This window comes from Nonomuraea sp. C10 (genome assembly GCF_008017515.1).
Taxonomy (GTDB): Bacteria; Actinomycetota; Actinomycetes; order Streptosporangiales; family Streptosporangiaceae; genus Nonomuraea; species Nonomuraea ferruginea.
On record NZ_VPFF01000003.1, the window covers coordinates 2,205,325 to 2,225,023 of the forward strand.

A 19,699-nucleotide genomic window follows, 5' to 3' on the forward strand; every position below is an offset into this window, starting at 1 on the left:
TAGGCTAAACAGTCGTGCTGGTCCTGGCCTTTGACACCGCGACGCCCGCCGTCACCGCCGCTGTCCACGACGGCGAGCGGGTGCTCGCCGAATCCACGACGATCGACGCGCGCCGCCACGGCGAGCTGCTGGCGCCGGCCGTCGAGCGGGTGCTCGCCGAGGCGGGCGTGCCGCTGCGCGAGGTGACGGCCGTCGTCGCAGGGCGCGGCCCCGGCCCCTACACCGGCCTGCGCGTCGGGCTGATGACCGCGCAGGCGCTGGCGGCCACGCTCGGCGTGCCCGCCCACGGCATCTGCACACTCGACGCGCTGGCGTACGGCAGCGGCCTCGACGAGCCGTTCCTGGTGGCGACCGACGCGCGGCGCAAGGAGGTCTTCTGGGCCCGCTACGCCGACCGGCGCACCAGGCTCGACGGCCCCTCCGTCGACAAGCCCGCCGAGGTGCCCGTCGAGGGCCTGCCGGTGGTCGGCGCCGGAGCCGGTCTCTACCCCGGCGCGCTCGGCCCGGCCCGCGAGCCCGCCTACCCGCACGCCGGGTTCCTGGCCGCGCTGGCGGCCGAGCGCATCGCGGCGGGCGTGCCGCTCGACGAGGCCCGCCCGATCTACCTGCGCCGCCCCGACGCGGCCGTGCCGGGCGCGCCCAAGCGGGTGACGGCGTGAGGCTGCGCCAGATGACCGAGGGCGACCTGCCGGAGGTCATGGCGATCGAGCGCGCCACGTTCCCGCTCGACGCGTGGAGCGAGGGCATGATGCGCGGCGAGCTGGCCGACCAGCCGCGCACGAGACACTACGTGGTGGCCGTGGTCGACGACGTGATCGTCGGCTACGCCGGGGTCGCGGTCGCCGCCGACCAGGCCGACGTGCAGACGATCGCGGTGCTGCCGGCCCACCGCGGCACCGGCGTCGGCGCCGCCATGCTCACCGAGTTGCTGGCCGAGGCGCGCCGCCGCGGGGCTCGCGAGATCTTCCTGGAGGTGCGGGAGGACAACCCGGTGGCGCGCGGCCTCTACGAGCGATTCGGGTTCGAGAGCATCGGCACCCGCCGCCGCTACTACGACGACGGCACCGACGCGATCATGATGAGAAGGAAGCAGGATGGCTGACGCACCCCTGGTCCTGGGCATCGAGACGTCCTGTGACGAGACCGGCATCGGCCTCGTCAGGGGCCACACGCTGCTGGCCAACACCATCGCCTCCAGCATGGACGAGCACGCCCGCTACGGCGGCGTGGTGCCCGAGGTCGCCTCGCGCGCCCATCTGGAGGCCATGACGCCCACCGTGGACGCGGCGCTGGCCGCGGCCGGGGTGAAGCTCTCCGACGTCGACGCGGTGGCCGTCACCGCCGGGCCGGGGCTGGCCGGGGCGCTGCTGGTCGGCGTGGCCGCCGCCAAGTCGTACGCCCTCGGCCTGGGCGTCCCGCTCTACGGCGTCAACCACCTGGCCGCGCACGTCGCCGTCGACCAGCTCGAACACGGGCCGCTGCCCAAGCCGTGCATCGCCCTGCTGGTGTCCGGGGGCCACTCCTCGCTGCTGCTGGTGCCCGACGTGGCCGCGGACGTGATCTCGCTCGGGTCCACCGTGGACGACGCGGCGGGGGAGGCGTTCGACAAGGTGGCGCGGGTGCTCGGGCTGCCGTTCCCCGGCGGCCCGTACATCGACAAGGCGGCCCGCGACGGCTCCGGCACGGCGGTCGCCTTCCCCCGCGGCAAGATCGACGACGGCACGCTCGACTTCTCCTTCTCCGGGCTCAAGACCGCCGTCGCACGCTGGGTGGAGGCCCGCGAGGCCGCGGGCGAGCGCATCCACGTGCCCGACGTGGCGGCCTCGTTCCAGGAGGCGGTCGTCGACGTGCTGACCCGCAAGGCGTTGCAGGCGTGCCGGAAGTACGACGTGCACGACCTGCTCATCGGCGGCGGGGTGGCGGCCAACTCACGGCTGCGCGCCCTGGCCCAGGAGCGGTGCGACGCGGCGGGCGTGCGGCTGCGCGTGCCCCGCCCGGGGCTGTGCACCGACAACGGCGCCATGGTGGCCGCGCTCGGCTCCGACCTGGTGGCTGCCGGGATCGCGCCCTCCGCGCTGGACATCCCCGCCGACTCGTCCCTGCCGATCACGACCGTCAACGTCTGACCGCGCGGGCGCGCTCAGACGGTCTCGTCCAGCTGTTCGGCCAGCCGCTCCAGCCCGCCCTTGATGAGCCGGCCGTAGCCGTCGTCGCCGAGTGCGCCGATCTCGGCCCGCGCCTGCTGGAGGTGCTCGCGGGCGCGGCCGAGATCGCCCAGCTTCCGGTAGCACTCACCCAAGTTCAGGTGCAACGACGGATACAGGCCGGCCACCGATAGCGGCACCCCGGCCTCGGCCACCCGCTCGTCGGTGACCTGGCCGACGGCGGCGAGCGCCCGCAGGTCCCACGTCAGTTCCTCGTGCACGTCGTCCTGCACGTCGGCCATCGAGTGGGCGAGGACGCAGACATGCAGCGGGTCACCCTGCTCGCCGCCGATGTCGTCCCAGATCTGCGCGAACAGGTCACGAGCGGCATCACGCTGCCCTTGGTGGTGATGTAACTCCACTCCCTGGGCGATCCGGGCCATCGTGGGGTCGGTGGTCATGAGCGGCTCCTCCACTGTCGCCAGCGATCATGGTGAGCCTACTCGCCGTGCGTCGCTCAGCGCCCTTCCGCCGGCTCGCGTACGGGGGAGCCGCGTCAGTCCTTGGCGCGGCTCGGCCGCAGCAGTGCTTCGGCGAGCGCCAGCATGGTCTCCTCCAGGGCGCCCAGGCGCTTGTTGAGGTCGGTGGTGGCGGGCTGGACGATGTCCGAGACGGTCTCGGCGAGCGTGTCGCGGTCGGGGCGGGAGCGGACGATCTCGGCGAGCGAGGCGGCCGCCTCGGTCAGCCGTTCGCCGTGGGTGTCGAGCAGTTCGCCGATGCCGAGGGCGGCGGGCAGGCCGTCGATGCGGCGGCCGACCGCCTCCAGGGTCTCGCCGGCCTGCTCGGCGCGGGTGTTGAGGCCGGTCAGGTGGGCGTCGAGGCCCTCGACCCGGTGGGCCAGGCGCTCCTCGGCCTCGCCCAGGCGCCCGTCGAGCGAGGTCAGGCGGTCGTCGATGCCGGCGAAGCGGTCCTCGTGGCGGCCCGCGGCCTTGCCGAGGCGGCCGTCGACGGCCTCCAGGCGCTCGTCCTGCGCGGTCAGCCGGTCCTCGACCGTGTCGAACCGCCCGACCTGGGCGGTCAGCCGCTCGTCGATGGCGTCGAACCTGTCCGCGTGCGTGACGAGGTGCCGGTCGACGGCGTCGAAGCGGCCGGTCAGCCGCGTGTCCGCGGCGTCGAGGCGGTCGGCGTGGGCGGTGAGCCGCTCGTCGATCACGTCGAAGCGGCCGGTGTGCGTGTCGAGGTGCTCGTCGAGGGCGTCGAAGCGGCCCGCGTGGGAGGCCAGGCGGGCGTCGATGGCGTCGAAGCGGCCGGTGTGGGAGGTAACGCGGGCGTCCACGCCGCGCAGGCGGGCGTCGACGTCGGCCAGGCTCTCCTCGGCCGTCTCGAACCGGGTGTCGAGCGCCATGAGCCGGCTCTCGACCCGGTCGACCCGGCCGTCGACGCCGTCGAAGCGTCCGGACAGGTGCTCGCCGACCTCGTCGACCCGGGCCCGCACCTCGCGGGCGGCGCTCGCCACCCGCTCGTCGAAGGTGTCGGACAGGTCGAGCACCACGCCCTCGACGCGGTCGGTGCGGGAGTTGAGCTCGGCCAGCGACTTGTCGAGCCGGGTGAACCGGCCGGCGGCCACCTCCATGCCCGCGCTCACCTGCGCCAGCCTGGCCGTGACGTCACCCATCCGCTTGGCCATGTCGTCGGTGAAGTCGACCACCGTCTGCAGCCGGCCCAGCGTCTCCTCCATCCCCTCGCACACGGCGGTGACGTCGGCGCGCAGCTTCGGCAGCTCCATGACCGGGTGGACGCGCTTGCCGACCGACTCCACGGCCGAGTCGACGCCGCCGACCTGCTCGCCCACCGCGTCGACGTGGTCGCGCACCGCCTCGACGTGCTGGGCCAGGCCCTCGGCCCACAGGGGCGGCTTGGCGGCGATGTCGTCCAGCCGGCCGCTGACGGTCTCCAGGGTGCCGCTCAGGCCGCCCAGCTCGCGCTCGCGCACCTCGCGCAGGAGCCATTCCATGCCCTCCAGCCGCTGGCGGATCTCGTCGAGCACGGCTCCCTGCGTGCGCTGCTCGTACACGTGATCCTGGGCGGCACGCGCCAGCAGCTCCCGCATCCGCTCCGAGATGGCGGTCTGGCCACCCGCCGCCTGCAGCAGAGTGGTGTGGTTGGAATGGTCCACCGAAAGGCTCCTTCGCTGTCGACGGTCTGCCGCGTAGCGGTGGGATGGTCCGATTTGCAGATAAGAAGGAGAACGCGGCTCACCGCAAGAGGGGGGAGGACTCCCGCCCGCCCACCTTAGCCTTTCGATCAAGGTCCGTCAGGGGCGAAGAAAAACGTCGCGCTTATCGGTGAATCGCCCTGATTTGTCATTCACGCAGGTGGGCTGGGGTCGCAGATCAGGACAGTGGGCTTATCGGATACGCGCGTCAGAATGACCACGGCGGTCCTGTCGCCGGAAAGCCTGAGGTCGGCCCGCAGGCGTTCTATATCGACCGCCGAGCCGCGTTTCTTGATGACGGCGTTGCCCACTCCGCGCTCCCTCAGCGCGGCCCTGAGCCGCTTCAGCGAGAACGGCAGCACGTGCTGTATTTCGTAGCGGGTGGCCCACGGGGTGTCGACCGGCTCGTCCCCCGAGATGTAGGCGATCATCGGGTCGGGCAGCCACCCGCGCACCAGCTCGGCCACCTCGCCCACGAGATGCGCCCTGACGGCCGCCCCGTCCGGCTCGTACACGTACCGCCCGACCGGCCCGGTGGCCGCGCGGGCGCCGGTGGCGGTGAGCGTGTGCCCGCCCGGCAGCAGCGTCGCGCGCCGCGCACCTTCCGGCGGGCGGCCGGTCCACAGGGTGGCCTCCTTCACCTCGCCCTTGTACGAGACCCACTCGGCCTCCGCGTCGTCCGGGATGAACTCGTACGGGATGCCCGGAGCGACCTTCACGCAGCCGACCCGCGCCCTGCCCAGCAGGCCGAGCACCACGGGCCAGGACGGCGAGTAGGCGAGCGGGTCGAACGTCCTGCCCCTGGAGGTGCGCCGGGCGGGGTCGGCGAACAGCACGTCGTAGGCCTCCGGCCGCACCTCGGCGGCGTCGCCCACCCGTACGGTCACCAGGTCGGCCACCCCGAGCGCCTCGGCGTTGGCCCTGGCCACGGCGACCGAGAGCGGGTCGGTGTCCACGGCGTCGACCGCGCAGCCGGCCCGCGCCAGCGCCAGCAGGTCGCCCCCGACGCCGCAGCAGGCGTCGGCCACGCGCGGCCCGGGAGCCGCGCCCAGCCGCCGCGCCCGGTGGGCGGCCACCTCGGCCCTGGTCGCCTGCTCCAGGCCGTGCGGGGTGAAGAACATGCGCCCGGCGTCGGCGCCGAACTTGGCCTTGGCCCGCTCGCGCAGCCGGGCCTGGGTGAGCGCGGCCGAGGTGAGCGCGGCGTCGTGGGTCCTGCGCAGCCGCGTGGCGGCGGCGACGGGGTCGGCGCCGACGAGCTCCTGCGCCTCGGCCAGGGCTTCGCGGCCGCGCGGGGTCAGCAGCGCGGTGAAGGCGTCGAGATCCACGGCATACGACGGTAGCGCCCGTACGGAGTGCTTCCGGGCCAGCGTGTCGGCCCGTGAGGGGCCCGCGCGGACGTAGGCTGGAGCTCCAGGAGGCTCCGGAGTCCGGGTCGACCTCGTGAAAGCTTGCCCACGATCGCTGTGAGCAGACGAGTTCGTGTTGACTGTCAAGCCCCTCTTGCATATGTTTCCTGTTGGCACTCTCCCCTTGAGAGTGCCAACGTGCGACGAGGCAGGTCTGGCACCCGCGACGGCAGGCCCAGCTGGTCGCCTCTTCTAATCAGTCACATCTGAAGGGGAGGTCCGATCGTGACGACCGCCACCAAGGTTCCCGTTAAGCCGCTCGGCGACCGCATCGTGGTTCAGCCGCTTGAGGCAGAGCAGACCACCGCTTCCGGCCTGGTCATTCCCGACACCGCCAAGGAGAAGCCGCAGGAGGGCAAGGTCCTCGCGGTGGGTCCCGGCAACTGGGACGAGGACGGCGAGAAGCGGATTCCGCTCGACGTCAGTGAGGGCGACATCGTCCTCTACAGCAAGTACGGCGGCACCGAGGTCAAGTACGGCGGCGAGGAGTACCTCGTGCTCTCCGCCCGCGACGTTCTCGCGATCATCGAGAAGTAAGCCGGTTGTGTCGGGCCCCGGGCGCTCTAGAGCCCCCGGGGCCTTCGACGCTAGGAGAGGACTTTCAGCAAAATGGCCAAGATCCTGGAATTCGACGAGGACGCCCGGCGCGCGCTCGAGCGCGGCGTCAACGCCCTCGCGGATGCCGTGAAGGTAACCCTCGGCCCCCGCGGCCGCAACGTCGTCATCGACAAGAAGTTCGGTGCTCCGACGATCACGAACGACGGCGTGACCATCGCCCGCGAGATCGAGCTTGAGGAGCGCTACGAGAACCTCGGCGCCCAGCTCGCCAAGGAAGTGGCCACCAAGACCAACGACATCGCGGGTGACGGCACCACCACCGCGACCGTCCTGGCCCAGGCCATGGTCCGCGAGGGCCTGCGCAACGTCGCGGCCGGCGCCTCGCCGCTGTCGCTCAAGCGCGGCATCGACAAGGCCGCCAAGGAGGTCAGCGACAAGCTGCTCGCCTCCGCCCGGCCGGTCGAGGACAAGAAGGAGATCGCCAACGTCGCGACGATCTCCGCCCAGGACGCCAAGATCGGTGAGCTGATCGCCGAGGCGTTCGACAAGGTCGGCAAGGACGGCGTGCTGACCGTCGAAGAGTCCAACGCCATGGGCATGGACCTGGAGTTCACCGAGGGTCTCCAGTTCGACAAGGGCTACCTGTCGGCCTACATGGTCACCGACACCGAGCGCATGGAGGCCGTCCTGGAGGACGCCTACATCCTGCTCACCCAGGGCAAGATCTCCTCCATCGCGGACTTCCTCCCGCTGCTGGAGCAGATCGCCCAGACCAAGAAGCCGCTGCTCGTGGTCGCCGAGGACGTCGAGGGCGAGGCCCTGGCCGTCCTGGTCACCAACAAGATCCGCGGCACGTTCACCTCCGTCGCCGTCAAGGCCCCGGGCTTCGGCGACCGCCGCAAGGCGATGCTGCAGGACATGGCCATCCTCACCGGCGGCCAGGTCGTCAGCGAGGAGATCGGCCTCAAGCTGGAGAACGTCGGCCTGGAGGTGCTCGGCACCGCCCGCCGCATCGTGATCGACAAGGACAGCACCACGATCGTCGACGGCGCCGGTGACGCCGCGGCCATCGAGGACCGCGTCAAGGAGATCAAGCTCGCGATCGAGCAGTCCGACAGCGACTGGGACCGCGAGAAGCTCCAGGAGCGCCTGGCGAAGCTGGCCGGCGGCGTGTGCGTGCTGCGCGTCGGCGCCGCCACCGAGGTGGAGCTCAAGGAGAAGAAGCACCGTCTCGAGGACGCGATCTCCGCGACCCGCGCGGCCATCGAGGAGGGCATCGTCTCCGGCGGCGGCTCGGCGCTGATCCACGTCGCCAAGGAGGTCGACGACCTCGGCCTGACGGGCGACGAGGCGACCGGTGTGGCCATCGTGCGCCGCGCGCTGGTCGAGCCGACCCGCTGGATCGCCGAGAACGCCGGTCTGGAGGGCTACGTCGTCACGCACAAGGTGGCGGAGCTGTCCGCCGGCAACGGCCTCAACGCCGCCACCGGCGAGTACGGCGACCTGCTCGCCCAGGGCGTCATCGACCCGGTCAAGGTCACCCGCTCGGCCGTGCAGAACGCCGCGTCGATCGCGGGGATGCTGCTGACCACCGAGGCGCTCGTCGTCGACAAGCCCGAGGAGGAGGCTCCGGCCGCCGGCCAGGGCCACGGTCACGGCCACGGCCACTGACCCACGTCCGGCTCCTCACGGCCCGCACCGGCTCCGGTGCGGGCCGTCGTGGTTTTCGGTCACCGCCCGGACCGGTTTCGCAGTCGTACCTGCTTTCGAAACGCCAGTGGTATGTCATGTAGCGGGCGGCGAATCTTGATGGAGAATGTCGGATTAATTCGGTAAACCTCAAGCAGGCGGTAAGCGTCCACGTCTGACAAATGTCGTGCGTATCGGGTTATTCGGTGAAATATTGCGCCACAGCCAAAGGCTTAGTGTTGTCACCCGATTACCGAGAGTTATCGTCGCGTCAATGTGACCAATCCGTAGCCGTTCGCCATGACGACATGCCGGATCAACGCGGGCATCATGCCTATCGTGAGCGAGGGAAGCGTCGCCGACGCCAAAATTGGGGTAAGGCTCGCGTCGAGACTTCCGGCACGGACGGATGACTCCGACCTAAGAGAACTGACAACCCTCGCCGTGCAGGGCGATCGCACCGCGATCGAATCCTTGCTCGGCGAGTTGCGTCCGATGGTGGTGCGCTATTGCCGCGCCAGGCTGGGCAGGGTGTCGGGGCAATATCACATAGCAGATGACGTGGCCCAAGAAGTGTGCATCGCGGTCCTGTCCGCGCTGCCGCGATACCGCGACATGGGACGGCCGTTCGCGTCCTTCGTGTTCGGCATCGCCTCGCACAAGGTGGCCGACGCGCTGCGCAGCTCCGTGCGCTCGGCCGTGCCGACACAGGACCTGCCCGACGGGCCCGACGACGGGCCGGGGCCGGAGGAGACCGTCGTCCGCTACATCGAGGTGGAGCACGCCCGCAGGCTGCTCGCCCGGCTGCCGCGCAACCAGCGCGAGCTGCTGCTGTTGCGTGTGGTGTCCGGGCTGTCCGCCGAGGAGACCGGTAATGTACTCGGCATGTCACCAGGCGCCGTACGCGTCGCCCAGCACCGGGCGCTCGCCAGGCTGAGGCAGATGGCCGAGCTGGAGTCCGCTTGACGCCAGAGGACGAGAGCGACGCGCTGCTCGACGCGCTCGCCGCCGGAGGGCTTCCCGACCACCACGACCCCGCCGCGCGGGTGCTCGCCGTGCTGGTCGCGGACGTCCTCGATCAGCGGCGCTCCTCGGTGTCGATGACGCCGTCGACGTAGCCTCTGGCGTACTCCCAGGTGACGTAGTCGGCCGGGTCGGGATGGAACGCCGGCTCGTGCACCTGCGGCCGGCCCTGCTCGATCATCTGGCGCAGGTTGCCGCGCAGCAGGTCCCAGTCGAAGAAGTGCTGCTCGCCGCACTCCGGGCAGTCGAGCACGAGCCCCAGCACGCCCTGCGGTTCGAGCAGGGAACGGAAGACCTCCACGTCGGCCAGGTCGGTGATCGCCTCGTCGCGCTCGGCGGCGGTCAGCGGCTCGGCGTCGTCGAACCCGCCCATCGCCGAGGACGGGTCGTCGGGATCATCCGCGAACGGGTCGCGGGGGACGTCTTCCGGCACCTTCCCACCATAAGACCGGGGCGGCGCCCATGGTGGTCATTGGTCGAGCCATCCGCGCCGCGCCGCCTCCACACCCGCCTGGAACCGCGACTGCGCCCCCAGCTCGGTCATGGCCTCGGCGAACCTCGTGCGCACCGTACGGACCGACACGCCGAGGTGGCGGGCGATCGCCTCGTCCGACAGGCCCTGCGCGGCCAGGCGGACCACCTGCGCCATGGCGTCGCCCCTGCGCCCCCACGGCAGCGGGACCGCCCGGCTCCACAGCTCCTCGAACAGCGAGCTCAGCATGCCCACCACGATCGGGGTGCGCAGCAGGTAGAAGTTGTACGCGACCTCGGGCAGGTTGCCGCCCCACCGGGCGGGCAGGCCGGCGGCCTCCGCCCCGGCCGTCATGAACCAGCTCGGCACCCTGTCGAGGGTCCGCATGCTGCCCCCGGTGGCGATCACGCGCGTCATCGCGTCGCGGACCCCCGGCAACGTCAGCGCGTCGACCGGCACGACGGCGCGGATCACCATCAGGCCCCGCTCCTGGGCGTCGATCCACGGGTCGGCGAACTTGCGGGCGAAGTCCGTCATCGTGCGCCCGTCGGGGATCGCGACGAGCAGGGTGAGCGGCGGCGCCTGCACCGCCATGCCCATGACGCTCTCGTACAGCACGTCGGCGCCGCTGACCAGCTCGACGGGGAACGGGCCGCTCCGGTAGTCGCGGCCCATGTCGTAGTCGCGGATCAGGGTGCGGATCGAGCCCAGCGCGCTGTCGATCCTGCGGCTCTCCTCGGCGAGCAGGTCGAGGCGGTCCGCCACCAGCCTGCCCAGGGCGGCCGCGGGGTGCCTGGCGAGGTACTCGCCCGACTGCTCGTCGACCACTCCCAGCCTGACCAGGTCGTCGAGCTGGCCGGCCAAGGTGTCGACCGGGCCGTTCATGACCTCGGCGAGCTCGCTCCGGGTGGCCCGGTGGAGGCGCAGGACAGCCGTGTAGAGGGCCGTCTGGGTGGGGTCGAGGCCCAGCGTTTCGAGCGGATCGGCCAGGGTCCGCTGCTCGTTGCGCATCGTGGCGTGCTCCGTTGGGGGGATACGGCGTGCCTGAGGATAACCCGGCGACCGGCGGTTGTCCGCAGGTTGGGCCGGAGGGGTGCAACTTCGTGCAATTGCACGTTTTCACGTTGCGGCATGCCGAAGAGTGACCCAGGCTTAACAGAGCGTCGGCAGCCCAGGCGGCCGGAGCGACGCAGGCCATCAGGACGCGGAGGGGGGTTCGGTGGCCACGGCGCGCTCCCGGCCCGGATGCCGGTGGCCGGGGGGCGGACGGGAGATCGTTCCGCCCTCCGGCTCTTTCGATGCCGGGAGCACGACGAACCGTGGGGGTCCTCGTCCTCCCGGCATCCATACGTTTTGCGCACACCCTCTAGACTTGGCGTCATCAGGCGAGGCAGGGAGGGGCCGCGGCATGTCCAAGTTCACGGAGACGGGTCTGACGTTCGACGACGTGCTGCTCGTGCCGGCCTACTCGGATCTCCAGCCGGGCGAGGCCGAGACGGTCACCCGGCTCTCGCGCGGCATCACGCTCAACATCCCGCTGGTCTCCGCCGCGATGGACACCGTGACCGAGGCCCGCATGGCCGTCGCCATGGCCCGCCAGGGCGGCATCGGCATCCTCCACCGCAACCTGTCGATCGAGGAGCAGGCCCAGCAGGCCGACCTGGTCAAACGGTCCGAGGCCGGCATGGTCACCAACCCCGTGACGTGCAGCCCCGACGACACGCTGGCCGAGGTCGAGCGGCTGTGCGCCACCTACCGCATCTCCGGCGTGCCGGTCACCGACCCGTCGGGCATCCTCGTCGGCATCGTGACCAACCGCGACATGCGCTTCGAGACCGACCACACGCGTCCCGTACGCGACGTCATGACGAAGATGCCGCTGGTCACCGCCCCGGTCGGGGTCTCGCGCGACGACGCGTTCGCCCTCCTGCGGCGTAACAAGATCGAGAAGCTGCCCCTGGTTGACCCCGACGGCAGGCTGCGCGGCCTGATCACGGTCAAGGACTTCACCAAGAGCGAGCAGTACCCCCTGGCCACCAAGGACGCCGACGGCCGGCTCGTCGTCGGCGCCGCCGTGGGCGTCGGCGGCGACGCCGAGACCCGGGCCAGGGCGCTGATCGAGGCCGGCGTCGACGTCATCGTGGTCGACGTCGCCCACGGCCACTCCAAAGGCCTGGCCGACATGATCGGCAAGATCAAGGCCAACGCCAAGGTCGACGTCATCGGCGGCAACATCGCCACCAGGGCCGGCGCCCAGATGCTGGTCGACGCGGGCGCCGACGCCGTCAAGGTGGGCGTGGGCCCCGGCTCCATCTGCACCACCCGGGTGGTCGCCGGCGTGGGCGCGCCCCAGATCACCGCCATCCACCAGGCGTCACTGGCCTGCGCGCCGGCGGGCGTGCCGGTCATCGGCGACGGCGGGCTGCAATACTCCGGCGACATCGCCAAGGCCATCGCCGCCGGCGCCCACTCGGTCATGCTCGGCTCGCTGCTGGCCGGCTGCGAGGAGTCGCCGGGCGAGCTGATCTTCATCAACGGCAAGCAGTTCAAGTCCTACCGCGGCATGGGCTCCCTCGGCGCGGTGCGCAACCGCGAGCGGGGCGGCACCTCCTTCAGCAAGGACCGCTACGCGCAGGCCGGGGTCGACGGCGAGGACAAGTACATCCCCGAGGGCATCGAGGGCCAGGTGCCCTACCGCGGGCCGGCCGCCGCCGTCGCCCACCAGCTCGTCGGCGGGCTGCGCCAGGGCATGTGGTACGCGGGCTGCCGCACCATCGAGCAGATGCACACCGACTGCGAGCTGATGCCCATCACCGCGGCGGGTCTCAAGGAGAGCCATCCCCACGACATCCAGATGACCGTGGAAGCTCCTAACTATCACAGAAGGTAATCCATGACTCAGCAGGTGGAGATCGGCCGGGGCAAGTCGGGCCGCCGGGCCTACTCGCTCGACGAGATCGGCCTCGTGCCGTCGCGGCGCACCCGCGACCCGGAAGAGGTCTCGATCGCCTGGCAGATCGACGCGTACCGGTTCGAGCTGCCCGTCGTCGTCGCCCCGATGGACAGCGTGGTCTCGCCGGCCACCGCGATCGAGATCGGCCGGCACGGCGGGCTGGCCCCGCTCGACCTCGAAGGTCTCTGGACCCGCTACGAGGACCCGACCCCGCTGCTGGAGGAGTGCGCCTCCCTCAGCGCCGAGGCGGCCACCAAGCGCCTCCAGGAGATCTACACGGCCCCGATCCAGGAGGACCTGATCGGGCGGCGCATCGAGGAGATCAGGGCCGCGGGCGTCACCACCGCCGTCCGGCTGTCGCCGCAGCGGGTCGTGCAGTACCACAAGGCGGTCATCGACGCCGGCGTCGACATCTTCGTCATCCGCGGCACCACGGTCTCCGCCGAGCACGTCTCCGGCCGGGCCGAGCCGCTGAACCTCAAGCAGTTCATCTACGAGCTCGACGTGCCGGTCATCGTCGGCGGCTGCGCCACCCACACCGCCGCCCTCCACCTGATGCGCACCGGCGCGGCCGGCGTGCTGGTCGGCTTCGGCGGCGGCGCCTCCCACACCACCCGCAACGTGCTGGGCGTCGCGGTGCCGATGGCGACCGCGATCTCCGACGTGGCGGCGGCCCGGCGCGACTACATGGACGAGTCCGGCGGCCGCTACGTGCACGTCATCGCCGACGGCGGCATGGGCACCTCCGGCGACATCGCCAAGGCCATCGCCTGCGGGGCCGACGCCGTCATGGTGGGCTCGCCGCTGGCCAGGGCCGTCGAGGCGCCGGGGCGCGGCTTCCACTGGGGCTCCGAGGCCCACCACCCCGACCTGCCGCGCGGGCGCCGGGTCGAGTTCGGCACCGTGGGCTCGCTGGCGCAGATCCTGCACGGTCCTTCGAGCGTGGCCGACGGGTCGATGAACCTCATGGGCGCGCTGAAGCGGACGATGGCGTCCACGGGTTACTCCGACATCAAGGAGTTCCAGCGGGTGGAGGTCGTGGTCTCGCCCGTCCAGAGCTGACCCCGCCGGCGGTCAGGGCCCGGTTCCGGCCATGCGGAACCGGGCGTCCAGGAGATCGCCGAAGGTGGCCATCAGGTCGCCCCAGTCGCCGTTCGCGTTGGCGACCACCGCGCGCGAGCCGTCGCGGTCGGCCATGGCGTAGCTCCACGAGCCGGGCACGGCTCCGCCCCCTCCCCAGACCGTGACGCCGCAGGAGAGCCGCTGGGAGTAGACGCCCAGGCCGTAACGGGTGTGCGGGACCCACCCCGTCCCCTCGGTGGAGACCGTGGTGAACATCTCCCGCCGCAGGCCGGGCGGGAGCAGCCGGTCGCGCAGCAGCGCCTGCAGGAACGCGTGCAGGTCCGCGGTCGTCGAGACCATGCCGCCGGCGGCCCAGGCCCAGCTCAGGTCCGTCGCGGTCACGTCGTGGATCTCCGCGTCGGGCTGCTTCGCGTAGTGCCGCGCGTGCGGCTCGCGGAGTGTCTGGTCGTCCCCGGGGAGGTACGTGCCGGCCAGGCCGAGCGGCCGGGCGACGTGCCGCGCGATCTCCTCGGCGAGCGTCGAGCCCGTCACCCGTTCGACGACCATCCCGGCGAGGTTGTAGTTGACCTTCGAGTAGCGGAAGCCGCCCGGCTCCTCCAGGGGCGGCGTCTCCAGGCCCGGGATGACGTCCGGCAGGCCGCTGGTGTGGTTGAGCAACCGCCTGACGGTGATCGTCGTGCCGTCGGCGCCGAGCTGCTCCTCGGCCAGGCCGGGCAGCCACGTCGCCACCGTGTCGTCCAGCGTCAGCCCGCCCTCGGCCACCAGCCGCAGGACCACCACCGCGGTGAACGCCTTGGTGAGGCTGCCGATCCTGAAGTGCTCGCCCGGCCGGCGCGCCCGGCGGGTCGCCAGGTCGGCCACGCCCGCCGTGCCGAACCAGGACCGGTCGGCGTCGCGTACGTCGGCGACGATCCCGGGCACCCCGCCGTCGGCCACCGCCCGGTCGAGGACGCGCTGGATTCCCGCGTTCATTCGCTGATCAGCTCCAGGGCTCGGGACAGCAGGGCGGCGCGGTCGACGCCGGCCAGGGCGAGGGCGCGCGGGACCGTGCCCACCTCGGCGTGCAGGATCCCGACCAGCACGTGTGCCGGTCGCAGGTCCTTTTTGCGTGCCGCGGACGCGAAGCTCCGCTCCAGGGCGAGCCTGCCCGTGGCGCCCATGGCGGGCCGGCGGCCGGGTAGGACGCTCGACCGGGGGAGGCCGAAGGCGGCGGACACGCCGACGGCGCTCAGGCTGTGCTCGAACTCGCGGTCGAGCGCGGCGCGGACGGCCTGGTGACCGAGCCCGGCCTCGGCGAGGACGCGCTGCGGCGCGGTGTCCTCCTGGGCCGCGACGGCCAGCAGGAGGTGCTGCGCCTCGATCGTCGCCGATCTGTCCCGCCGGGCCTCGGCCTCTCCCTCGGTGAGGATCGCGTGCAGGTACGCGTCGAACGGTCTCACGGTGAACGCCTCCTCAGCTTGACGCCCGCGGCGATGAGTCGCTTGGCGTGCTTGCGGTGGACCGCCTGACGCGTCACACCGAGTGCCTCGGCGACCTGCGGCCAGCTCCAGCCCGCACGCATCGCCTCCTCGACGGCGGCGTCCTCCAGCTGGTCGGCCAGGCGCCGCAGCGCCACCACGGCCGCCAGCGCGTCGCCGGGCTCCTGGGGAGGGGGGATCTCACTCACGGGCATGCAAGCAACGTTAGTTGACTAATCCGAAATTAGTCAACATAGGTTGCTCAGGCGAAGAAGGCGGCCAGCACCGGGGCGAGGGCGTCCGGCTGGACGTCGTGGGTCTGGCCGTCGAGGGATCGGTGCTCGGCCGTGGGGATGGCGTCCGCGGTGGCCTCGGCGGCGCCCTGGAGCCCGTTGGGGCTTTCGCCGCCGGACAGGACCAGGGCGGGGATGGTGATCGCCGACGCCAGCCCGTGCGGCACCCGGCCGCCGCCGAGCAGTTCGTCGTCGTACGCGAGAGTCGGCGCGATCGCCTCCAGCGCCGCCCACATCGGCTGACCGCGCATGCCGTCGATGGCCTGGGCGGGCATCCCGACGCGGGCCATGAACAGCGCGACGGCCTCGCCTCTCATCCCGGCGGCGAGCAGCTCGCGCAGCCGGGCGGTGTACGCCCCGTTGCCGGGGTCGTCGATGTACGGCGGCTCGTACAGGGCGAGCCTGGTGATGCCGGGGCCGGTCGCCGCGGCTCTCAGGGCGAGGGCGGCGCCTGAGGAGATGCCGTAGACGTACGCCTCGCCGCCGGCCTCGGCGATGAGCGCCCGCAGGTCCTCGATCTCGCGTTCGGGCGCGTACGGCGGGGTGTCGGTGCTCTCGCCGCGCCCGCGCCGGTCGTACGCGTGGACGGTGAACGACGAGCTCAGCAGGGCGGCGAGCGGCCGCATCGGGCCCGCGGCGCGGTGGCACATGGCGCCGTCGACCAGGACGAGCGCGGGGCCGTCGCCGGAGCGCTCGTAGCCGATCACGGTGCCGTCGGGTGAGGTGAGTGTCGGCATGATCAGGTGTCCTCCCGGTTCAGGTCGGCCAGATAGGCGTCGAAGCGGTCCAGGCTGGTGGCGAAGCCCGCCCGCGCTTCGGCGCTGAGGTAGGCGGCCGGCACGTTGGTCTGGTGGGTGACCACCTCGGTGCGGCCGTCGCCCAGGTCGCGGAAGGTGATCGTGGTCTTCATGCCGCCCTCGACGCCCGGCTCGATCCACACCAGCCGCTCGGGGCGGCGCACCTCGGCGTAGGTGGCCTTCATCGTGTAGGTGCCGCCGTCGTCGCCGACCATGGTGGTCTCGAAGGCGCCGCCCGGCCGCAGGTCGACCACGATGCCGTCGAGCGGGGTGGTGGTGCCGGCCGGACCCCAGAAGCGGGTGAGGTGCTCGGGCGTGGTCATGCAGTCGAACAGCAGCTCCGGCGACGCGCGGTGGACGCGCCGGTAGGTCATCTCGCCGGTCTCGGTCATGGTGTCTCCCCGTCCCGGTCGCGCAGGGCGGCCAGGTGCCGCTCCAGCCGGTCGTGGCGGTCGGCCCAGACCTGGCGGTGGCGGGCGATCCAGCCGGCGGCGGCTTCGAGCCGCTCGGTGTCGAGAGCGCACGGCCGCGACTGGGCGGTGCGGGTGCGGGTGATCAGGCGGGCGCGTTCGAGCACCTTCAGGTGTTTCGAGACGGCCTGCTGGGTCATGGCGAACGGCTCGGTGAGCTGACTCACGGTCGCGTCGCCCTCGGCCAGGCGCTCCAGGATCGCGCGCCTGGTCGGGTCGGCGAGGGCCGTGAACACCAGGGACAGCTCGTCTTCGGCTACGGTCACACGCCGACCCTAACCACAACCACTCATTTGCACAACCATATGGTTGTGCAAGAGTCAGGGCCAGGTGGTGGCTTCGGCGTCGAAGCGGTCGCTCTCCGCGGGCAGGACGCAGAGGAGGTGGCCGCCGGGAGCGCGCAGGATCCGGCATTCCTGCCAGCGGGAGACCTCGGTGGCGCCGAGGGCCACCAGCCGGGCCGTCTCCGCGTCGACGTCGTCGGTCTCGATGTCCAGGTGGTAGCGCGGGGCGTCGTCGACGGCCTGGACGGCGAGGCCGAGCCCGGAGACGGCGCCGGGGAAGCTGGTGAACTGCTCGTAACCGGGCAGCGGCCGGGCGGGGACGCCGAGGGCGGCCGACCAGAAGGCGGTGGCCCGCTCGGCCTCGGCCGCCGGGGTGTCGATGAGGAGGGCGTAGACGCGGCTTCTGTGCATGGAGATCACTTACCAGCCGGGCGGAAGAGGCGCCAGAAGGCGAGCGCGACGTCGGCCGGCGGCGTGTCCCGTGAGTCGATCACCCAGTGGGCGATCACGCCGGTCAGCGCGCCGGCGAGGTAGGCGGCGTGAGTGCCGGGCGGCACGTCCGCGAAGCCGGAGGGTCGCGCGCCGGCGGCGAAGCGGGCTTCCAGTTCGGCGGTGAGCCGCTCTCTGAGCCGGGTGCAGAAGCGCGGGCTGCCCTGGGTGCCGAGCATGCACGCGTACAGCTCGGCGTTGCCGTCGATGTGCGCGAAGAGCGTGGTCAGGGGCTCGGGCGCGCGGTCGCGCGGGGCGTCCAGCGGGCAGAGGGCGGCGGCCCTGGCCACCTCGGCGACCGCCTCCTCCATGGCGTCGGCGGCCAGCGCGTCGACGTCCGGGTAGTGCAGGTAGAACGTGGCCCGGTTGACCCCGGCCCGCTTGGCGACGGCGGAGATCGTGATGGCGCCCAGGTCGCGCTCGGTGGCGAGGTCGAGGACGGCGGCGCGCAGGCTCGCCCGGGTGCGCCGGGCGCGTGGATCGTCGGGGTTCACGATGGTCACTATACGACAAATGTTGCTTAATCAACAGTTGTCGCATAGATTGTCGGCATGCGAATCGAGATCTGGGCCGACGTGGTCTGCGGCTGGGCCTACATCGGCAAGCGGCGAGTGGAGAGGGCGCTCGAAGGGCTGGACGCCGAGGTCGTGTGGCGGCCGTTCCGCATCGACCCGATGGCGCCCGCGCAGGCGGTCCCGTACGAGGAGGCCATGGCCGACCCGACGGTCGACGCCGCCCTGCGCCGGTGCGCGCCCGATCTCACCCCCGGCGAGAACCGCGTGCGCGTGGCCCTCGTCGCCGCCGAGGAAGGCTTCGGCTGGACGTGGGGTCCCGCCTGGCGGGCCGACAGCCACGACGCCCACCGGCTGATCGCCCTCGCCCTGGAGCACGGCGGCCCCGCCCTGCAGGACGCGGTGGCCGAGCGGGTGATGAAGGCCCACTTCCTCGACCGGCTCGACATCAGCGACCGCGCGACCCTCCACCGGCTCGCCGCCGACGCGGGCTTCGCCGGCGGGGGCGCGCTGCTCGACGCCGGCGCGGGCGACGAGCTCGTACGGGAGCTGCTGCTCAAGGGCAAGGCCATGGGCGTCAGGACCTCGCCGACCATCGTCGCCGGGTCCGAGGCGCTGGCCGGGGCCCAGTCGGCGGAGGTGATCAGGGAGTTCGTGCTGGCGGCGCGGCCCGCGCGCCGGCTGCCCGAGGAGGTCGAGCGCTACCGCCACGCGGAGTCGCTGCTCGACCAGCGTGACCCGCTCGGCGCGCTGGCGCTGCTCAGGCCGCTGCTGGACGCGCACGGCGACGACCGCAACGTGCTCATGCTCGCCGGGCGCTGCTACTACCTGTCGGCGCAGCTCGGCCGTGCCCGCGCGGTGCTGGAGCGGCTGGTCGCGGCCACGCCGGACGACGCGTACGCGCGCCACCTGCTCGGCCGCACCCTCCAGCGCCAGGGCCACGCGGAGGAGGCCGGTCCGCATCTGCGGATGGCGGCGGTGATGGCACCGGAGTACGCCTGACGACCAGGCGCCCCCGGGCGGTCAGGATGACGTGAGGACGGACAGGAGGTGGGTGACCTCGCGGGTGACGGCGTCCCGGCCGGACTTCACGTACTTGCGGGGGTCGACGACCGCCGCGTCGCGGGTGAGGTGGTCGCGGACGGCGCCGGTGAACGCCTTGTTGAGGTGGGTCGCGATGTTGATCTTCTTCATGCCGTTCCGTACGGCCTCGCGCAGGGTGTCGTCGGGCACCCCCGAGGAGCCGTGCAGGACCAGCGGGACCGGCAGCGCGGCCCGCAGCTCGGCGATGAGCGCCAGGTCCAGCACGGCGTCCTTGGTGGTCATCGCGTGGGAGGTGCCCACGGCCACGGCCAGCGCGTCCACGCCGGTCCTGGCCACGTAGTCCGCCGCCTCGTGGGGCTTGGTGCGGGCGCCGGGGGCGTGCACGCCGTCCTTGCCACCGACCTCGCCCAGCTCGGCCTCCACCCAGACGCCGCGCGCGCGGCACCAGGCGGTCACCTCGGCGGTGGCGGCCACGTTCTCCTCGTCGGGCAGCGCGGAGGCGTCGAACATCACCGAGCCGAGCCCGAGCGCCACCGCCTCCTCGACCAGCGCGCGGTCGGTGGCGTGGTCCAGGTGCACGGCGACCGGCACGGTGGCCGCGCGGGCGACGGCGAGCGCGGCGAGCGCGACGGGCTCCAGCGCGCCGTGGTAGCGCACGCAGTTCTCGCTGATCTGCAGCACCACGGGCACGCCCAGGGTCTCGGCCCCGGCCACGATGGCGGTGGCGTGCTCCAGCTGGATCACGTTGAACGCGCCCACCCCGGCGGGGGACTGGCGGATGACGTCGCCGATTCCGGTGAGGGGCATGAC

The 19,699-nt window shown here is 72.2% G+C and carries 24 protein-coding genes; 10 read left to right on the top strand and 14 right to left on the bottom strand.

Going from position 1 to position 19,699, the window contains the following annotated elements:
• Positions 1-14: 14 nt before the first annotated feature.
• From tsaB to tsaD, 3 genes are read left to right on the top strand one after another with little or no spacing between them, the layout of a single operon-like run.
• Positions 15-659, top strand: coding sequence for a tRNA (adenosine(37)-N6)-threonylcarbamoyltransferase complex dimerization subunit type 1 TsaB (gene tsaB / locus FR742_RS42545; RefSeq protein WP_148036821.1), 645 nt, complete (start codon positions 15-17; stop codon positions 657-659).
• A gap of 11 nt (positions 660-670) precedes the next feature.
• On the top strand, positions 671-1,102 hold the full coding sequence (gene rimI / locus FR742_RS42550) for a ribosomal protein S18-alanine N-acetyltransferase (protein ID WP_148037295.1): 432 nt from the start codon (positions 671-673) through the stop codon (positions 1,100-1,102).
• Positions 1,095-2,126: a tRNA (adenosine(37)-N6)-threonylcarbamoyltransferase complex transferase subunit TsaD gene (gene tsaD, locus FR742_RS42555; protein WP_148036822.1), complete on the top strand. Its 1,032-nt coding sequence runs from the start codon at positions 1,095-1,097 to the stop codon at positions 2,124-2,126. Before rimI ends, tsaD begins: the two co-directional genes overlap by 8 nt.
• A 14-nt stretch (positions 2,127-2,140) precedes the next feature.
• Here the strand turns inward: tsaD and FR742_RS42560 are convergent, their stop codons facing one another.
• The 3 genes from FR742_RS42560 to FR742_RS42570 all read right to left on the bottom strand — a co-directional run bounded on the left by FR742_RS42560 (position 2,141) and on the right by FR742_RS42570 (position 5,684).
• Positions 2,141-2,605, bottom strand: coding sequence for a tetratricopeptide repeat protein (locus FR742_RS42560; protein ID WP_148036823.1), 465 nt, complete (start codon positions 2,603-2,605; stop codon positions 2,141-2,143).
• A gap of 95 nt (positions 2,606-2,700) precedes the next feature.
• Complete coding sequence (locus FR742_RS42565) at positions 2,701-4,320, bottom strand: hypothetical protein (RefSeq protein WP_148036824.1); 1,620 nt, start codon at positions 4,318-4,320, stop codon at positions 2,701-2,703.
• A gap of 191 nt (positions 4,321-4,511) precedes the next feature.
• Complete coding sequence (locus tag FR742_RS42570) at positions 4,512-5,684, bottom strand: THUMP-like domain-containing protein (protein WP_148036825.1); 1,173 nt, start codon at positions 5,682-5,684, stop codon at positions 4,512-4,514.
• A 303-nt stretch (positions 5,685-5,987) separates the two neighbouring features.
• On the opposite strand from FR742_RS42570, the gene groES reads away from it, so the two are divergent.
• The 4 genes from groES (at position 5,988) to FR742_RS44980 (ending at position 9,130) form a co-directional block, all read left to right on the top strand.
• Complete coding sequence (groES, locus tag FR742_RS42575; RefSeq protein ID WP_219545199.1) at positions 5,988-6,302, top strand: co-chaperone GroES; 315 nt, start codon at positions 5,988-5,990, stop codon at positions 6,300-6,302.
• Between the two features lie 72 nt (positions 6,303-6,374).
• On the top strand, positions 6,375-7,994 hold the full coding sequence (gene groL, locus FR742_RS42580) for a chaperonin GroEL (RefSeq protein WP_148036827.1): 1,620 nt from the start codon (positions 6,375-6,377) through the stop codon (positions 7,992-7,994).
• A gap of 348 nt (positions 7,995-8,342) precedes the next feature.
• Positions 8,343-8,978 carry a sigma-70 family RNA polymerase sigma factor gene (locus FR742_RS42585; protein ID WP_148036828.1) on the top strand — a complete coding sequence of 212 codons (636 nt, stop codon included), beginning with the start codon at positions 8,343-8,345 and terminating at the stop codon, positions 8,976-8,978.
• Positions 8,975-9,130 carry a hypothetical protein gene (locus FR742_RS44980; RefSeq protein WP_187281617.1) on the top strand — a complete coding sequence of 52 codons (156 nt, stop codon included), beginning with the start codon at positions 8,975-8,977 and terminating at the stop codon, positions 9,128-9,130. Before FR742_RS42585 ends, FR742_RS44980 begins: the two co-directional genes overlap by 4 nt.
• On the opposite strand, the gene FR742_RS42590 is transcribed toward FR742_RS44980, so the two are convergent.
• Both FR742_RS42590 and FR742_RS42595 read right to left on the bottom strand, forming a co-directional pair.
• On the bottom strand, positions 9,091-9,468 hold the full coding sequence (locus tag FR742_RS42590; RefSeq protein WP_148036829.1) for a DUF5319 family protein: 378 nt from the start codon (positions 9,466-9,468) through the stop codon (positions 9,091-9,093). The two genes, FR742_RS44980 and FR742_RS42590, sit on opposite strands and share 40 nt — an antisense overlap.
• A 36-nt stretch (positions 9,469-9,504) precedes the next feature.
• Positions 9,505-10,518 carry a helix-turn-helix transcriptional regulator gene (locus FR742_RS42595; protein WP_148036830.1) on the bottom strand — a complete coding sequence of 338 codons (1,014 nt, stop codon included), beginning with the start codon at positions 10,516-10,518 and terminating at the stop codon, positions 9,505-9,507.
• A 397-nt stretch (positions 10,519-10,915) separates the two neighbouring features.
• Here FR742_RS42595 and guaB point away from each other — a divergent pair, with 397 nt between their 5' ends.
• Together guaB and FR742_RS42605 are read left to right on the top strand one after the other, a co-directional pair.
• Positions 10,916-12,397: an IMP dehydrogenase gene (guaB, locus tag FR742_RS42600; protein WP_148036831.1), complete on the top strand. Its 1,482-nt coding sequence runs from the start codon at positions 10,916-10,918 to the stop codon at positions 12,395-12,397.
• Positions 12,398-12,412: 15 nt separating this feature from the next.
• A complete protein-coding gene (locus FR742_RS42605) occupies positions 12,413-13,522 on the top strand; it encodes a GuaB3 family IMP dehydrogenase-related protein (RefSeq protein ID WP_148037296.1) in 1,110 nt (369 codons plus the stop codon).
• Positions 13,523-13,534: 12 nt separating this feature from the next.
• On the opposite strand, the gene FR742_RS42610 is transcribed toward FR742_RS42605, so the two are convergent.
• From FR742_RS42610 to FR742_RS42645, 8 genes are read right to left on the bottom strand one after another with little or no spacing between them, the layout of a single operon-like run.
• Positions 13,535-14,515: a serine hydrolase gene (locus tag FR742_RS42610; protein WP_148036832.1), complete on the bottom strand. Its 981-nt coding sequence runs from the start codon at positions 14,513-14,515 to the stop codon at positions 13,535-13,537.
• Positions 14,512-14,982 (bottom strand): Clp protease N-terminal domain-containing protein, encoded by a 471-nt coding sequence (locus tag FR742_RS42615; RefSeq protein WP_148036833.1) that lies wholly within the window; start codon positions 14,980-14,982, stop codon positions 14,512-14,514. Before FR742_RS42615 ends, FR742_RS42610 begins: the two co-directional genes overlap by 4 nt.
• A complete protein-coding gene (locus FR742_RS42620) occupies positions 14,979-15,215 on the bottom strand; it encodes a hypothetical protein (RefSeq protein ID WP_148036834.1) in 237 nt (78 codons plus the stop codon). The genes FR742_RS42615 and FR742_RS42620 overlap by 4 nt, the downstream gene beginning before the upstream one ends.
• 47 nt (positions 15,216-15,262) lie before the next feature.
• Positions 15,263-16,030 carry an alpha/beta fold hydrolase gene (locus FR742_RS42625; RefSeq protein ID WP_148036835.1) on the bottom strand — a complete coding sequence of 256 codons (768 nt, stop codon included), beginning with the start codon at positions 16,028-16,030 and terminating at the stop codon, positions 15,263-15,265.
• Between the two features lie 2 nt (positions 16,031-16,032).
• Positions 16,033-16,482 (bottom strand): SRPBCC domain-containing protein, encoded by a 450-nt coding sequence (locus tag FR742_RS42630; RefSeq protein WP_148036836.1) that lies wholly within the window; start codon positions 16,480-16,482, stop codon positions 16,033-16,035.
• The gene (locus FR742_RS42635; RefSeq protein ID WP_148036837.1) at positions 16,479-16,826 is read right to left on the bottom strand and encodes a helix-turn-helix transcriptional regulator; all 348 of its coding nucleotides are present in this window, start codon (positions 16,824-16,826) and stop codon (positions 16,479-16,481) included. Before FR742_RS42635 ends, FR742_RS42630 begins: the two co-directional genes overlap by 4 nt.
• 54 nt (positions 16,827-16,880) lie before the next feature.
• Entirely contained in the window at positions 16,881-17,255 is a 375-nt protein-coding gene (locus FR742_RS42640; RefSeq protein ID WP_148036838.1) for a VOC family protein, read from the bottom strand.
• Positions 17,256-17,260: 5 nt separating this feature from the next.
• Complete coding sequence (locus tag FR742_RS42645) at positions 17,261-17,827, bottom strand: TetR/AcrR family transcriptional regulator (RefSeq protein ID WP_148036839.1); 567 nt, start codon at positions 17,825-17,827, stop codon at positions 17,261-17,263.
• Positions 17,828-17,884: 57 nt separating this feature from the next.
• On the opposite strand from FR742_RS42645, the gene FR742_RS42650 reads away from it, so the two are divergent.
• Positions 17,885-18,847: a DsbA family protein gene (locus FR742_RS42650; protein WP_148036840.1), complete on the top strand. Its 963-nt coding sequence runs from the start codon at positions 17,885-17,887 to the stop codon at positions 18,845-18,847.
• A gap of 21 nt (positions 18,848-18,868) precedes the next feature.
• On the opposite strand, the gene FR742_RS42655 is transcribed toward FR742_RS42650, so the two are convergent.
• Complete coding sequence (locus FR742_RS42655; protein ID WP_148036841.1) at positions 18,869-19,696, bottom strand: class II fructose-bisphosphate aldolase; 828 nt, start codon at positions 19,694-19,696, stop codon at positions 18,869-18,871.
• Between the last annotated feature and the right edge of the window lie 3 nt (positions 19,697-19,699).